Here is a 14,631-nt window from a genome sequence, read left to right as displayed (position 1 = left end):
AAAAGAAAAGGGGCAGATATCCTGTTTGAACTGCCTCCTATCGATCTTTGATTGAGACCAGGGAGGAGGAGATTTGGTTATGGATATTCTTTTATTATCGAGGACCTTGTACTCTAAGGAGGTAACCATGAAAGGAATTTTGAAGGTGTTGGGAGCAGGTATTTTATCTGTAGTGATGATCATTTTTTTCTCCATGCCATCACTGGCTCAAGCTCCGGCTACCCGGAAGCTGAGGATAAATATGCAGGTTGATGTGGCTAATGAAAAGTTTGATTATGATTCTGGTGGTGAGTTAAAACTTACCGGATACGATATACTGGGTGGAGCTGGTTTTTTTATGGGCGGTATGTTTGAGGTTGGCCCTGAAATCTCTTATGGACAATCTAAGATAGAGACCAGTAATGGTGGTCATGATGAAGCGAAGTTCACTGATTATGCGCTCGGTGCAAGGGTCAATGCACATTTTAATCCCACCGGCAAGGTATGCCCCTATATCGGAGCAAATCTGGCTTTCGCTAACCGGGAATACGAATATGAACAGCCGGTCAGATATTCAACTGACGATTCCACATTTTTATATGGAGCCCAGGCAGGCTTGGATTACTTCCTTGCCGACAGCGTTTCCATCAATCCGGAACTCCGGTATACCATGGGCAAGTTTAGCTTTGACGGGGATGATGCGGATTATACCAATCTTTCTCTGATGATCGGTTTTGCTGTCCATATGTAAAATATCAGGAATAAGATAGGGGGAGGAGAGATCATGAACACACGAAACTCCCCCGATCTTTTTCCCTCTGCTTTCATACCTGAAAACCAACCTGTTAGAGGCTGTCTGAAAAATAAGTGGGAGTATCTTGAGGTGATTTATAAGTAGGACTGCTCCGAAATAAGGTGTAAGACATGAAAATTTTGTGGGATATAAAATATAAAAAAAGATAGAAGGAACTCTTTGCTATAGCCGGTTAGTAAAATTAGACAATCAAGCCCTGGTATTTTTCAGACAGCCCCTAAGATATTCAGTCTCTTGCGACCAGTATTGGTTTCCATCACTGGTGGATCAAGGGGATCTCCCCAGCAAAGACCGGCAATGAGCTGATGAATCAAATGCATGCCATCGATAAATAAGGTCACGGTTCCGGATTCGCTGGAGGACTTCATAGTGTGATATTTTTCAATAAATTCTCTCTGCTCCTCCTCACTGGGAGGATCGCCAGGGATAAGTTTAGGGCGGAGTAATTCCAGTCCATGCTTATGGAGCGATTGCCTTACGGCTTCAACACTATAGTCTACACCAAAGTGCTCTTTGATATAGGCTTTGATTTGCTTAACCTTTGCAGGGTTTTCTCTTTTTACCCATGTGGTTAACTGTTCGATTTGCTCTTTATTAAGAAATGCTTGCTTGGGCTTGTAGCTGAAAGAATTTAAGCTGTCGATTCCTTTCACTCTATATTGCTGAAACCAGTTCTCAATGGTTCTCACTGACTTGCCAATTGAAGAGGCAATGATCTCAACACCTAACCCCTTGGGCGAGCATGGGCAGGGCAATAGAGCGTACCTTAAGGAAAACGTCCTGTTGTTCATCTCGGTATCTGTTGAGCATTTGGATTTCATCACTTTGAAATTGGTAGCTTGCTATATCCATAGTCCAGTCCCATTCGTAGAGGTAGTTATAAGCCATAAGAAGTATCAGAAAGTATTTAATGTAACTCATGCAATTTATATGCCCTGAAAAATCAAACTTGGACTTACTATACACGCAAAATAACCTGCGCAAAACTACGCCTTCAGACGATATCAAGGCAAAGGCAGGCAGGAGCATCCTGCCTGCCCCGCCAGATTGCTGCTTATCAGCAGGCAGCTTCATCACCCTCTGGCTGCAGCCAGGGCTCCCGTGACAATAGCGGTAAAGGAATCCGCTTCCAGGCTGGCCCCGCCGACCAGGGCGCCGTCGATATCCGGTTGTTCCATTAATCCCTTCGTATTGGCGGGCTTGACGCTTCCGCCGTACTGAATGCGAAGCTCATCGGCAGTCTGCGTGCCATAGAGCCGGAACACCAGGTCCCGGATGAAGGCATGGACTTCATTCGCCTGCTCAGGGGTTGCTGTCTTTCCCGTTCCTATGGCCCAGACCGGCTCATAGGCGATAATGACCTTGTGCATCATAGCAGGACTGATCTCCATAAGACACCTTCTGATCTGCCTGTCCACGACCTGAAAGGTTTCCCCCTGCTCGCGTTCGGAGAGTGTTTCTCCGACGCAGACAATGGGGTACAGCCCGGCCTGCAGGCAAGCGTGCAGCTTTTTATTCACGGTTTCATCAGTCTCGCCAAAATACTGCCGCCTTTCCGAGTGGCCGATGATGGTGTAGCTGCAGCCGCAATCCTTGAGCATGGCTGGAGAAACTTCTCCGGTATAGGCACCCTCCTTTTCCCAGAAGACATCCTGGGCACTCAAGCCGATCCAGTGGCCGCGCAATACTCCGGAAACTGCATACAAAGAGGTGTAGACCGGCGCTACCACGACATCGATATCCAGGGGAGACACTTCCGCAAGAGAAGCTTTCAGCCTGGTTACCAGGTCCACAGACTCGGCCACGGTTTTGTACATCTTCCAATTTCCGGCAATGATAAGTTTTCGCATACGTTCTCCCCTTAACTTCAACCGAAGGCCCCGGTTAACTGGAACCCCTAATCTTCCTTGGAAGTCAGGGCGGCAATACCCGGCAATTCCTTTCCTTCGAGCAATTCCAGGAATGCCCCGCCTCCGGTCGAGATATAGGATATCTTATAGGATTCACCGACCCGGTGGACGGCGACATCGGTATCGCCGCCGCCGACAATGGTCATGGCGTAGGAATTGGCTACCGTATTGACCATGGCAAAGGTGCCGCGGCTGAAAGCATCGATTTCAAACACTCCCATCGGCCCGTTCCAGACAATGGTTTTGGCGTTTTCAAGGGCTTCGGCAAAAAGTGATGTCGTGGCCGGGCCAATATCCAGCCCCATCCAGTTGGCCGGGATATCCTGAATCGGTACGACTTTAGTGACAGCCCGGGGATCAACCTCCTCGGCAATGACCACGTCGACCGGCAGGTAGAGCTTTACCCCCTGTTTTTTGGCTGACTTCATGATATCCAGAGCCACCTCGATCATGTTTTCCTCAACCATGGATTTGCCGACTTCGAATCCATTGGCCTTGAGAAAGGTAAAGGCCATGCCGCCGCCGATAACGATTTTATCTACCTTATCGATCAGATTTTTCAAAGCCTCGATTTTACCGGAAACCTTGGCCCCGCCGAAAATGGCCGCCAGGGGACGAATCGGAGTTTCCATGGCGCTTTGAAAATAGGTGATCTCCTTTTTCATCAGGAATCCCCCGACACAGGGAGAGATAAATTTCGTCACCCCGACATTGGAGGCGTGCGCCCGATGGGCAGTGGCAAAGGCATCGTTGACAAATACCTCGCCGTGCTCGGCGAGCTGGCGGGAAAAGTTTTCATCGTTCTTCTCTTCTTCAATATAGAAGCGAAGGTTTTCCAGCAGGATCACATCGCCGCTGCGCATTCTCTGGACAGCGGCTTTAACTTCATTGCCGATGCAGTCATTTACGAACAGGACATCCTTCTGAAGCAGCCGCTGCAGCCGCCTGGCCACAATGGACAAGCTCAGCTTGGAGTCTCTTTTCCCCTTCGGCCTTCCCATGTGGGACATCAAAATGACCTTGGCACCCTCGTCCAGCAGATAATTTATGGTCGGCAATACCGACCGGATCCGGGTGTCATCGCTGATTTCCCCCATGCTGTCGAGAGGGACATTGAAGTCCGTCCGGACCAGAACCCTCTTATTCTTGACATTGACTTGATCAACGAATAATTTATTCACGACCAACCCTCCCCTGCTTCCGATTCCAGGATTATTATCCCGTGATTACAGTCCTTTTTGGGCCATAAAGAGGATCAGGTCTCTGACCCTTGCCGAATATCCCCACTCGTTATCATACCAGGACAGCACTTTGACCATGGTGTCATCGATTACCTTGGTGAGGGCCAGGTCAACGATCGAAGATAATGAATTCCCCTGAAAGTCAATGGACACCAGAGGTTCTTCGGAAACACCGAGGATTCCCTTCAGATATCCTTCAGCCGCTTCTCTGAAGCTGGCATTGACCTGATCTTCCGTGACTTTCTGTTCGAGATCGGCCGTCAGATCCACTACTGAGACATTAGGTGTCGGCACCCGCATGGCAAAGCCATCGAGCTTTCCCTTGACCGAAGGCAGAACCAGCCCGACAGCCTTGGCCGCGCCAGTGGTGGTGGGAATCATGGACAGCGCGGCTGCCCTGGCCCGCCGCAGGTCCTTGTGGGGCTGATCAAGGATCTTCTGATCATTGGTGTAAGAGTGGATGGTGTTCATGATCCCCCGTTTGAAGCCGAACCGGCCAAGCAGAACCTTGACCACGGGAGCAAGACAGTTCGTGGTGCAGGAGGCATTGGAAACGATCCTGTGGCTTTCCGGGCGATACATTTCATCGTTCACCCCAAGGACAATAGTCACATCGGGGTCTTTGGCCGGGGCGGTAATGATGACCCGTTTGGCACCTGCATCAAGGTGTTTGCCCGCTTTCTCCCGATCCAGGAAAAGCCCGGTAGATTCCACGGCCAGCTCGACCCCAAGTGCCTTCCAGGGTAACTTGGCCGGGTCCTTCTCGGCCACGACTTTGATCTCTTTGCCATTGACCACAATGGCTCCCTCTCTGGCCTCGATCTGAGCATTCAGTGGTCCGAGGATGGAATCATACTTCAAGAGATGCGCCAGCGTCTTGGCATCGGTGATATCGTTTACGGCTACAATATCGATTTCCCGGTTGCCCATGCTGGCCCGAAACACATTCCGGCCAATCCTTCCAAATCCATTAATACCAACTCGTACTGACATTTTTTATCCCCCTCTCTCGGTTAGAAAAGATAAACCCCATGCTCCCCGCATCTTTCCGCAGGAAAATGAGGGAGCCTCTATCTCCTGAAACAGGCATTCAATATCTCAATCTCACTCCCGCTTGCTCACCGGGTCCGAACGCTTCTGGCCAGCGTCAATACCCGGACCTCTTCCGCGCCGGAATAGCGGAGAACCCGGCTGCATTCACGGGCGGTGGCTCCGGTGGTAAACACATCATCTACCAGAAGGACCTTCCGGCCGCAAACCTTACGGCCATCTCTCACCCGGAAGGAATTTTGGATATTCCGCATTCTTTCCAGTCGGGATAATTTCATTTGGGGAGCTACTTCCTTCACTCTTTCCAGGCCAAAGGGATATACCGGCACTTTCAGCTTCTTTCCGATCTGCCTGGCCAGAATCAAGGACTGGTTGAATTCCCGCTGCCGGAGTTTTTTTCTTCCGATCGGCACCGGGACGATGCAGTCCACGGAGGAAATATCGGCTTCACTGCTGTCCCAGCAGCTCACCATCGACCGGGCCAGGAATTTTCCGATTCGTATATTTCCCTGGTATTTGAACTCATGAATCAGGTGGCGGATCGCCCCTTCATAAAAGAAGATCGATCTGGCCTGGATAAATGCCGGGGAGCACTCTTGACAGGAGTTACAATAGGTCTTTTTGGATACATCTGTGCCGGCTTCATCGGAAAAAGGCTGCCCGCAGATCGGACAGATCGGCTGCTGAATCAGGCGCACTTCCTCCCAGCAGGTTGCACAAACCGGATTCTCGCTCCGCCACCCCAGATGTGAGCCGCAGATTGCGCAGGTTGCCGGAAAGAGAATCGAAAGGCCAAGGTCGCGCAGCAGCCTGATCGGATTAAGGAGTATTTCTTCTCGGCTGGCAATCCCCATTGCTGAATACCCTCCGGTCAGGCCCCATATTTATTCAGCTTCAGGGCATTGGCCATCATCAGGGTCATGAGATGTACAGCCTCAAATCGCCCAAGGCCGCCATGCAGGCAGTCGGATTCGGAAAAGGCCCTTACCTGGTCTGGCCGGCAATACTTCGAAAAGAGCAATACCGGATTCGGATGCCAACTGTGAGCCTTCAGCACTGCCGGAGTCGAATGATCCCCGGTCACGACTACGACATCAGGCTGCAGATTCAGCAGCGTGGGAAATGATCGGTCAGCCTCTTCGATGATCTTGACCTTCCCCTCGAAATTTCCATCCTCACCCATGCTGTCCGTCTTTTTGATGTGCAGGAAAAAGAAATCGAAGTCCTGAAAATGACTGGCCAGGGTTTCGAATTCGCTCTGAATTGTATCTCCGGTGGGCAAAATGGTCATGCCGAGTAACCGGGCCACTCCCCGATACATGGGATAGTTGGCAATGGCCGCCGCATTCAGCCGGTAGCGCTGTGCATAGCTTGGCAGGGCCTCGTATTTGTCAAAACCCCGCAAAAGAAGCATATTGGCCCGCTCCTCGCGGGAAAGCAACTCTTTTGCCTGATCCACAAACTGATTAACAATGTCAGCGGTCTTGCGGGCCTCTTCGGCCAGGGGTTCCACTTTGAGTGGAGGAACGCCAACCTTTTGCGGATCCGTGTCACTCAGGCGACCCGATAAGCCCTGGCCCCGGAAAACGATAGCCGCCCGGTGCTCTTTTTCTGTCCGGATGAAAATTTCAACTCCCGGAACCTTGATCTGGGAGAGAAGGCCGCACAGCTCCCGGTTCTTGTCAGTCGAAATTCTCCCTGCCCTGCGGTCAATCACATTGCCGCGGGCATCGATCTGGGCAAAATTTGCCCGTGCCGCCACGTCACTTGGCTGAAGATCAAAGTCCACACCAAGGGCTGACAGAATGCCCCGGCCAATCTCATACTGGACCGGATCATACCCGAACAGCCCCAGATGGGCCGGCCCGCTGCCTGGTGTTATGCCCGGCGCAATGGGATCCATAAGACCACAGATTGACCGGGCAGCCAGAGCGTCAAGATTAGGTGTATAGGCTGTTTCAAGCTCCGTCTTTTCTCCGGCGTTCCGGGGCAATCCTCCCAACCCGTCAAAGACAATCAGAACGATTTTGGAATTGGATGTGATAGCCAAATCCTTTATAAGATCCTTACTCATATCCTCAATTAACCCCTTTCCGAAAGCCTGTTTTTTTTTACTGCAAAGGTTATTTATGATAGGGATGCCCTTTCAGAATAGTGAAGGCCCGGTATATCTGTTCGAGCAGGAGTAATCGGATCATTTGATGAGTGAAAGTGCAGCGTGACAGAGAGATTGACAGATCGGCCACCGCTTCTGACGGAAGAGGAAATCCGGAAGGCCCTCCTACCAGGAAATCGATTTCAGGATATCCTCGATTCATTCCATCCTGGATCAGAGCTGCAAACTCTTCCGAGCTGAGCTCCTTGCCTCCGACATCCAGCAGAATTTTATACCCCTTGGAAATCTTCTTTATCTTTTCGGCAAGATCCCGGTTTTTCTCCGGCCTTAATTCAATTATTTCTGCATTGACGAAAAAAGAAATTCTTTTCAGGAACTTCTGAATTCCCTCCCGAAGGTAGGACTCTTCGGTTTTTCCAATACAAATGACCTTGATCCGCATCCCAAGGTGAAGGATAACCACTCAAGGAACAAAAGAACAAAGACCGCTCTCCTGAGCTTTTCTCTGTGTCTCTGTGTCTCTGTGGTTTCTTTGCTTTGAGGTTCTTGTCATCATTCCCCCTGCGGTCGATCACTCATCCTCAATTAAGCTTGGGCATCCAGGGAGGTTGGGGCTTCACGGACAGGTCCAGTCTGGGTGCATCTCCCCACAGGCGCTCAAGATCGTAGTAGCGCCTTTTTTCTTCGGTGAAGATGTGAACCACCAGGTCTCCATAATCCAGAAGAATCCACGTTGACTCCAGGTACCCTTCCCGATGGTCCATTCTGACGCCGATCTGCAACAGAGCCTCCTCGATGGCATCGGCGATGGCCCTCACGTGCCTGTCGGTTGTTCCGGTACAAATGAGAAAAAAATCGGCCATGTCGGAGATTCCCCGCAGATCGAAGGCCACGAGGTCTGAAGCTTTCTTTTCAAGTGCCGCCCGGCTCCCCTGTAATGCCTTTTCTTCAGCACTGGGACGGTGCATGTAACGTTACTCTCCTTTGCTGTAATTATAAAGGCTGTGTTTCCTGATATAGTCCTCCACCGCCTGAGGGACCAGATAGCGTAAAGACTGACCCCGAGACGCCCGATTGCGGACCATGGTGGATGAGATACCGATTCCGGTAACCTCAACAAAAAAAAGCTCTTCTCCGGTATCCACCACCGGTGTTATCTCCCGTGGAGCTTTCATCTCCCAGAGAGAAAAGCGTAACCCTCGATCCCGGTTTACCAGAATCTTCGGTAAATTTTTCACCGCAGCTTGCAGATCAAGGCCCGGTCGGCTGGTAACGATCAGTTTGCAGGATGTCAGGAGGTCGCCGAAATTTTTCCAGCTCGAAATTTCCCAGAAGGCATCGAGGCCCATGAGGAAGTAAATCTGCGCTTCCTGACCAAACTGCTGCCGAAATTGCTGCACCGTTTCAATGGAGTACGATTTCCCCCCCCGGTCTATCTCTACGGAGGAAGCAAAAAAAGCGGGGTTTGATATCGTAGCCAGAGTCACCATCACCAGGCGGTCAAACGGGGAAGCAACCCGCTCGGTGCTCTTATGGGGCGGAAGAGCCGAGGGGATGAAGTATATCCGGTCAAGCTGGAACCGCTGCCGGATCTCTTCCGCAATAGTCAGATGACCATAATGCACAGGATTAAAAGTTCCCCCGTAGAGGGCAAATTTCAGCACAGCCGCTCCTCTTACTCGCGAATCTGGCCGTCACCGAAGATGATGTATTTGGTGGTGGTCAGGTCTTCCGCTCCCATTGGCCCCCTGGAATGGAGCTTCTGCGTGCTGATACCGATCTCGGCACCAAGGCCGAATTCTCCACCATCGGTAAACCGGGTTGAAGCGTTGACATAAACGGCTGCCGAATCAACCTCGTGCAAAAACTTCCGCGCCCGGCTGTAATCCCGGGTAACAATGGCATCCGAGTGCATGGATCCATACTGGGCGATGTGATCGATCGCCGCCTCCAGGTCATCCACCACCCGGACAGCGAGAATCAGGTCCAGATACTCGGTATACCAGTCATCTTCGGTAGCCGGAATCACATCGGGAACAAGAAGCTTTGTCTTTGGACAGCCGCGAATCTCGACCCCCGCCTGGCGAAGCTCGGCGATCATCGGCGGCAGGAATTGGGCGGCTATATCTCTGTGCACCAGCAGGGTTTCCATGGCGTTGCACACACCCGGTCGCTGCACCTTGGCATTCATGACAATCCGGCTGGCCATGGCAAGATCTGCCTGATCATCAACATAGGTATGGCATACCCCCTTATAGTGTTTGATAACCGGAACCGTTGAGTTTTCGACAACGGTCCTGATCAGGGTTTCCCCTCCGCGGGGGATGACCACATCGATATAATCATCGAGCGTCAAAAGCTCCAGGACAGCCTGCCGGTCAGTGAGCGATATCAACTGAACGCTTTCTTTGGGAAGACCTGACTGCACGAGCGCCTGGCCGATGATTTCGCCAATGGCCAGATTGGAATGAATGGCCTCCGATCCGCCCCGCAGAATTACCGCGTTGCCAGCCTTCAGACAGAGTCCTGCCGCATCGGAGGTCACATTGGGCCGGGCCTCGTAAATAATGGCAATCACCCCGATGGGAACCCGAAGCCGCCCGATTTCAAGCCCGTTCGGCCGCTTCCACATCCGGTCAACCGCACCGACCGGGTCCGGTTGAGCGGCGATCTCACGCAGGCCCCTGGCCATAGCCGCAATTCGTGCAGGGGTCAGGGTCAGCCGGTCAATCATGGCTCTGGAAAGCCCTTTCTGCTCTCCCGCCTCGACATCCTTGCGGTTTGCACTCAGAATATCCTCCATCTGCCCCTCGATCCTGGCAGCCATTAATAACAGTGCCTGATCCTTAACCGACGAAGACAGCGTGGCCAGCTTCCGGGCTGACTGTCTGGCCAGCCTGGCCTGGGCTAAGACTGCCTGCTTGATGTCCATAATGGTTCCTCCCTCATTAAAAGAAAAAGACAAATGACACCACAGAGACACAGAGGCACAGAGAAAAGCATCAAGTTATTCATGAATGGCTCCTAAAGAATTACCAGATCATCCCGGTGAATCACTTCATCGTAATACTTATAGCCGAGAAGGTTTTCGATTTCCCCGGTTTTTTTCCCCTTGATGGTTTGCAGCTCCTCACAGTTGTAATTTACCAGCCCACGGGCAAATTCCCGGCCATCGAGCCCCACGCACTGCACCAGATCTCCAGCTCCGAAAGTCCCTTCGATCTGCACGATTCCGCTCGATAAAAGGCTCTTCTTCTCGACGATCAGCTTATGCCGGGCTCCATCATCGACCACCACTTTTCCCTTGGGCCGCAGGGCATAGCCGATCCAGATTTTTCGGCTGGCCAGTTTATCTTTTTCCGGGAAGAAAAAGGTTCCGATTTTCCGGTCGGGGTGCTGCAAAATCCGGGAAAGGATATGCGGAGACTTGCCATTGACTATCCAGGTGGCGATGCCGGATTTGGCCGCCTCATATGCCGTGAGAATTTTCGTCTGCATGCCGCCGGTGCCGATGAACGAGGTTTTGCCTCTGGCCAGCCCCCTGATTTTCTCGGTGACTTTCTCCACGAAAGGAATAAGCTCGCCGGCAGGCTGCTCTGTCGGATCACTGGTGTAGAGCCCTTCGACGTGGGAGAGGATAATCAACAGGTCCGCACCGATCAGGCTTGCAACCAGACCGGACAACCGGTCATTGTCACCGAATTTTATCTCATTGGTCACTACGGTGTCATTCTCGTTGACGATGGGGATTACTCCATAGCGGAACAGGGTGAAAATCGTATTCCGGGCATTCAGGTACCTTTGCCGGTGGTTGATATCATCGGTAGTCAGCAGAATCTGGGCCACGGTGCGGTTGTTTTCCCCAAAGCACTCTTCGTAGGCCCGCATCAGAGAGCTTTGCCCGATGGCCGCAATGGCCTGCTTGTGGGGGATAACCCGCGGCCGGGTTTTCATGCCGAGCCGCTCCATCCCGGCCAGAACGGCTCCGGAGGAAACCAGGACTACCTCGTGAGAATTCTGCGTGAGGGCCGAAATTTCACCGGCCAGGTCGGCAACAGCCTGGCGATTTAAGGCAAAACCATTTTCAGCCAGAACCGCACTGCCCACCTTGACGACGATCCGCCTGGCATTTTCCAGAATTTTCCGCTTGCGCTCAAGTTGCTCCTGATCTGTGTCCATAGGTTTTTTTACCTCTGAGAAAAGAATATTAACCACGAAATACACGAAATACACGAAAGTATTTTTTGTATTTTTCGTGTGTTTCGTGTATTTCGTGGTTCAAATTGTTTTTGGTCGCATCACCTTCCCCCATCATCATCCGTCTGCCCGGATTTTTCCTCATCAAGCTCGGCAAGCATCCGCTGAACGATCTGAATCAAAGCCCCGGTGTTTTCACCCGTGGCCGCCGAAATTTTCACGAAAGGATATCCCGCATCCCGGCAGAAGTATTCCAGTGCCTGCAATTTTTCCTCATCCACATCGTCAATCTTGTTAGCTGCAACGATTTGTTTTTTTTGAACCAGAGCCTGGCTGTAGAGCCTCATTTCCTCAAAAACCGTATGGAATGCTTCGATCGGATCAGGGCCGGTGCTTCGGGATACATCGATCAGATGCACAAGGAGGCGGCTTCGTTCGATATGCCGCAAAAAGCGGTCTCCCAGCCCGATACCCTGATGTGCTCCCTGAATCAGCCCTGGAATATCGGCCATGCAAAAGCTCTGATAACCCTCGGTCATCACCATGCCGAGATTGGGGTGAAGAGTGGTGAAGGGATAGTCGGCAATTCGGGGTTTGGCTGCGGAAACTTTTGATATGAGGGTGGACTTTCCGGCATTGGGCAGACCGATCAGTCCGACATCCGCGATAAGTTTCAGCTCGAGGTTGAGTTGACGCTCTTCACCGGGAGTCCCTTTTTCTGCATGGCGGGGTGCCTGGTTAGTCGAGGTCGCAAACCGTGCATTACCGCGCCCCTTACGGCCGCCACGGGCAACTTCCAGAAAATCCCCTGGAGCTTTCAGGTCGCCCAGAACCTCGCCGGTTTGCGCATCCCTGACCACCGTGCCCACGGGGACAGTGATGATAAGGTCATCTCCCCGTTTGCCGGATTTTTTACTTCCGCTTCCGGCAGCTCCGTGTTCGGCCCTGAACAGGGCCCGATGGCGCAGGCCAAGCAGAGTCCTGACCGACGGCGTGGCTTTGAGAATGACACTTCCGCCATCCCCTCCATCGCCGCCGTCCGGCCCTCCTTTCGGGACATATTTTTCTCTCCGGAAACTTACACAGCCGTTTCCGCCATCTCCTGCCTTTACACGGATTAGGGCCTCATCAATAAACATCAGGCATAGATACTGACTTGTCTTCTGGTTTTGCCTTTTCGTTCAAATTGAACGACCCCGTCAATCAGGGCGAACAGAGTGTCATCTCCACCGCGGCCAACATTGTGGCCAGGATAGATCCTTGTCCCCCGCTGCCTCACCAGGATACTTCCGGCGGACACCTTCTGTCCGCTGAACCTCTTTACTCCCAGCCGTTTACTGGCACTGTCCCTTCCGTTAACAGAGCTTCCTCCGGACTTTTTATGAGCCATGATCGCACCTCCTTTCTCCCGTTCAGCTAAACCGCCGCAGGCAGAATCTCATCCACCCGGATGCTGGTATAATGCTGCCGGTGTCCGATTTTTTTCCGGGAACTTTTCCTTCTTTTATACTTGAAGGCGATCACTTTTTTCCCTTTTTTCTCGCCCATGATCGTCCCCCGCACCCTGGCACCTTTTACTCCCTGCCCGCACCAGATTTTCTCATTGTCGGCAATCAGATGCACCTGATCGAACTCTACCTGGGTGCCATTTTCTCCGTCAAGTTTTTCAACGGCGATAGTATCGCCCGGGGAAATTTTATATTGTTTCCCCCCTGTCTCAATCACTGCATACATTAACGCTTACACCTCCTCGAAGGTTACAAGACAACGATGTCATACTGTTCATAATGAAGTTCCGGATCACTCCGCACGGTAATCCGTTTGTTATATTTTCCTTCCAGATATTCCAGGAGGGCATCCTCCTGCTTATAGAAGAAAGCGGCGATGCTGGGATGGGCTTTAATGAGAATTTCATCTCCTTTACAGGATGGTGCCAGCCGGTCGATTTCCCGCTGGATGGTCCGGCAGATGGTGAGAACCGATTTTACCCGCCCGGTTCCCTTGCAATAGGGGCAGGGGGTAGTGAGGATGTTCGACAGGCTCTGCTTGATTCTTTTGCGGGTCATTTCAACCAGTCCCAGTTCGGTCAGTTGAAGGACCTTGGTTCGCATGCGGTCGCGCTTCAATTCCTCTTCCAGGGCCTGAAGGACTCTGGAGCGGTTTTCCTCACTTTCCATGTCGATGAAATCGATAACAATAATTCCCCCCAGATCTCTGAGCCGCACCTGGCGGACGATTTCCTGAATGGCCTCCATATTGATCTTGAAGATGGTTTCCTCAAGGCTCGTTTCACCGACAAACTTTCCGGTATTGACATCAATGGCAATCAATGCCTCGGTCTCGTCAATAACGATGTACCCGCCGGATTTGAGCCAGACTTTTGGCGAGAGGGCATCCTCGATCTGGCGGTCGATATCGTATTCATCAAAGATGGGCTTCGGCTTGGCATAGAATTTAACCCGGTCAGTCAGACTGGGAAGAAATGATTCGAGGAATTCGTTGCACCGGTCATATTCTTCTCGGGAGTCGATAACCAACTGGTCAACGTCATTATTGAAAATATCGCGTAAGGTCTTCAGCAGGATATCCAATTCCCGGTGAACCAGGCAGGGAGCGGAGCAGCTATTGCTTTTAATAAGGATATTTTCCCAGAGCTTCGATAAATAATCCATGTCAGCCCGGAAGTGCTTTTCATCTTTTCCTTCACCTACGGTCCGGACAATATAGCCGACATTGGGCTTTTTCAGCCGGGTAATTAAATCCCGCAGCCTGGACCGCTCGGTTTTATCCTCAATCCTCCGGGAAATCCCGATATGGTCCACGGTCGGCATAAACACCAGATACCGGCCGGGAAGGGTAATATTGGTTGTAACCCGTGCTCCCTTTGTTCCCAGAGGCTCCTTGGAAACCTGGACCAGCACCTCCTGCCCCTCTTTCAGCAAATCTTCAATGGCTGCGCCGTTGTAGTGAGAAGGGCTTTTTTCTTCGATGATATCTTCGGCAGTGTCAAGGGCATCGACATCGTCAGGCAGCATGACCTTATCATAGTCCAGTGATGGATCGGTAACATCCACTACATATAAAAAAGCATCCCGTCCAATGCCAATATCAACGAAAGCCGCCTGCATTCCGGGTAGAACCCGGGCTACTCTTCCCTTATAGATATTACCATTTATCCTTTTGCTTCTTCGTCGTTCAATATAAATTTCCGTTAAGAGGCGGTTCTCCAGTAAAGCGACTCGTTTTTCGTAAGGATTAGCATTTATAATAATCTCTTTCAAATTCGTATACCCGAATTAGAATTTTGATAGTTTCCGTGATCCG

At 51.5% G+C, this 14,631-nt stretch carries 16 protein-coding genes; 1 reads left to right on the top strand and 15 read right to left on the bottom strand.

Annotated features, from left to right (window positions below; translation table 11 throughout):
- Nucleotides 1-127 precede the first annotated feature (127 nt).
- On the top strand, nt 128-730 hold the full coding sequence (locus AB1611_12265; GenBank protein MEW6380365.1) for a porin family protein: 603 nt from the start codon (nt 128-130) through the stop codon (nt 728-730).
- 269 nt (nt 731-999) lie between these two features.
- Here AB1611_12265 and AB1611_12260 read toward each other — a convergent pair whose 3' ends face one another.
- The 15 genes from AB1611_12260 to AB1611_12190 all read right to left on the bottom strand — a co-directional run bounded on the left by AB1611_12260 (nt 1,000) and on the right by AB1611_12190 (nt 14,588).
- Nucleotides 1,000-1,614, bottom strand: a complete 615-nt coding sequence (locus AB1611_12260; GenBank protein MEW6380364.1) for a helix-turn-helix domain-containing protein — start codon at nt 1,612-1,614, stop codon at nt 1,000-1,002.
- Between the two features lie 252 nt (nt 1,615-1,866).
- On the bottom strand, nt 1,867-2,643 hold the full coding sequence (tpiA, locus tag AB1611_12255) for a triose-phosphate isomerase (GenBank protein MEW6380363.1): 777 nt from the start codon (nt 2,641-2,643) through the stop codon (nt 1,867-1,869).
- 47 nt (nt 2,644-2,690) lie between these two features.
- Nucleotides 2,691-3,884, bottom strand: coding sequence for a phosphoglycerate kinase (locus tag AB1611_12250; protein MEW6380362.1), 1,194 nt, complete (start codon nt 3,882-3,884; stop codon nt 2,691-2,693).
- A 45-nt stretch (nt 3,885-3,929) separates the two neighbouring features.
- Nucleotides 3,930-4,937 (bottom strand): type I glyceraldehyde-3-phosphate dehydrogenase, encoded by a 1,008-nt coding sequence (gene gap / locus AB1611_12245; GenBank protein ID MEW6380361.1) that lies wholly within the window; start codon nt 4,935-4,937, stop codon nt 3,930-3,932.
- Nucleotides 4,938-5,062: 125 nt separating this feature from the next.
- Nucleotides 5,063-5,848: a ComF family protein gene (locus AB1611_12240; protein ID MEW6380360.1), complete on the bottom strand. Its 786-nt coding sequence runs from the start codon at nt 5,846-5,848 to the stop codon at nt 5,063-5,065.
- A 17-nt stretch (nt 5,849-5,865) separates the two neighbouring features.
- Nucleotides 5,866-7,068 carry a 2,3-bisphosphoglycerate-independent phosphoglycerate mutase gene (locus tag AB1611_12235; protein ID MEW6380359.1) on the bottom strand — a complete coding sequence of 401 codons (1,203 nt, stop codon included), beginning with the start codon at nt 7,066-7,068 and terminating at the stop codon, nt 5,866-5,868.
- A gap of 49 nt (nt 7,069-7,117) precedes the next feature.
- Nucleotides 7,118-7,573 carry a 23S rRNA (pseudouridine(1915)-N(3))-methyltransferase RlmH gene (locus AB1611_12230; protein MEW6380358.1) on the bottom strand — a complete coding sequence of 152 codons (456 nt, stop codon included), beginning with the start codon at nt 7,571-7,573 and terminating at the stop codon, nt 7,118-7,120.
- Between the two features lie 118 nt (nt 7,574-7,691).
- Nucleotides 7,692-8,078 carry a ribosome silencing factor gene (gene rsfS, locus AB1611_12225; protein MEW6380357.1) on the bottom strand — a complete coding sequence of 129 codons (387 nt, stop codon included), beginning with the start codon at nt 8,076-8,078 and terminating at the stop codon, nt 7,692-7,694.
- Nucleotides 8,079-8,084: 6 nt separating this feature from the next.
- A complete protein-coding gene (gene nadD / locus AB1611_12220; protein MEW6380356.1) occupies nt 8,085-8,774 on the bottom strand; it encodes a nicotinate-nucleotide adenylyltransferase in 690 nt (229 codons plus the stop codon).
- An 11-nt stretch (nt 8,775-8,785) separates the two neighbouring features.
- Nucleotides 8,786-10,042 (bottom strand): glutamate-5-semialdehyde dehydrogenase, encoded by a 1,257-nt coding sequence (locus AB1611_12215; GenBank protein MEW6380355.1) that lies wholly within the window; start codon nt 10,040-10,042, stop codon nt 8,786-8,788.
- Between the two features lie 92 nt (nt 10,043-10,134).
- Nucleotides 10,135-11,289: a glutamate 5-kinase gene (gene proB / locus AB1611_12210; protein MEW6380354.1), complete on the bottom strand. Its 1,155-nt coding sequence runs from the start codon at nt 11,287-11,289 to the stop codon at nt 10,135-10,137.
- Between the two features lie 119 nt (nt 11,290-11,408).
- Complete coding sequence (gene obgE / locus AB1611_12205; protein ID MEW6380353.1) at nt 11,409-12,446, bottom strand: GTPase ObgE; 1,038 nt, start codon at nt 12,444-12,446, stop codon at nt 11,409-11,411.
- Nucleotides 12,446-12,697, bottom strand: a complete 252-nt coding sequence (rpmA, locus tag AB1611_12200) for a 50S ribosomal protein L27 (protein ID MEW6380352.1) — start codon at nt 12,695-12,697, stop codon at nt 12,446-12,448. The genes obgE and rpmA overlap by 1 nt, the downstream gene beginning before the upstream one ends.
- A 26-nt stretch (nt 12,698-12,723) precedes the next feature.
- Entirely contained in the window at nt 12,724-13,041 is a 318-nt protein-coding gene (rplU, locus tag AB1611_12195; protein MEW6380351.1) for a 50S ribosomal protein L21, read from the bottom strand.
- Between the two features lie 23 nt (nt 13,042-13,064).
- A complete protein-coding gene (locus tag AB1611_12190) occupies nt 13,065-14,588 on the bottom strand; it encodes an Rne/Rng family ribonuclease (GenBank protein ID MEW6380350.1) in 1,524 nt (507 codons plus the stop codon).
- Between the last annotated feature and the right edge of the window lie 43 nt (nt 14,589-14,631).

Source organism: bacterium (assembly GCA_040755755.1).
Lineage (GTDB): Bacteria > SZUA-182 > SZUA-182 > DTGQ01 > DTGQ01 > DTGQ01.
The sequence above is the reverse complement of the archived record's forward strand: the minus strand, read 5'-3'. Positions and strand labels throughout refer to the sequence as shown.

Excerpts from the sequence above, each read along its gene's own strand:
- AB1611_12265 (MEW6380365.1), top strand. The coding sequence starts at position 128 with ATGAAAGGAATTTTGAAGGTGTTGGGAGCAGGTATTTTATCTGTAGTG.
- AB1611_12260 (MEW6380364.1), bottom strand. The coding sequence starts at position 1,614 with ATGAAATCCAAATGCTCAACAGATACCGAGATGAACAACAGGACGTTT.
- tpiA (MEW6380363.1), bottom strand. The coding sequence starts at position 2,643 with ATGCGAAAACTTATCATTGCCGGAAATTGGAAGATGTACAAAACCGTG.
- gap (MEW6380361.1), bottom strand. The coding sequence starts at position 4,937 with ATGTCAGTACGAGTTGGTATTAATGGATTTGGAAGGATTGGCCGGAAT.
- AB1611_12240 (MEW6380360.1), bottom strand. The coding sequence starts at position 5,848 with ATGGGGATTGCCAGCCGAGAAGAAATACTCCTTAATCCGATCAGGCTG.
- AB1611_12235 (MEW6380359.1), bottom strand. The coding sequence starts at position 7,068 with ATGAGTAAGGATCTTATAAAGGATTTGGCTATCACATCCAATTCCAAA.
- rsfS (MEW6380357.1), bottom strand. The coding sequence starts at position 8,078 with ATGCACCGTCCCAGTGCTGAAGAAAAGGCATTACAGGGGAGCCGGGCG.
- AB1611_12215 (MEW6380355.1), bottom strand. The coding sequence starts at position 10,042 with ATGGACATCAAGCAGGCAGTCTTAGCCCAGGCCAGGCTGGCCAGACAG.
- proB (MEW6380354.1), bottom strand. The coding sequence starts at position 11,289 with ATGGACACAGATCAGGAGCAACTTGAGCGCAAGCGGAAAATTCTGGAA.
- obgE (MEW6380353.1), bottom strand. The coding sequence starts at position 12,446 with ATGTTTATTGATGAGGCCCTAATCCGTGTAAAGGCAGGAGATGGCGGA.
- rpmA (MEW6380352.1), bottom strand. The coding sequence starts at position 12,697 with ATGGCTCATAAAAAGTCCGGAGGAAGCTCTGTTAACGGAAGGGACAGT.
- rplU (MEW6380351.1), bottom strand. The coding sequence starts at position 13,041 with ATGTATGCAGTGATTGAGACAGGGGGGAAACAATATAAAATTTCCCCG.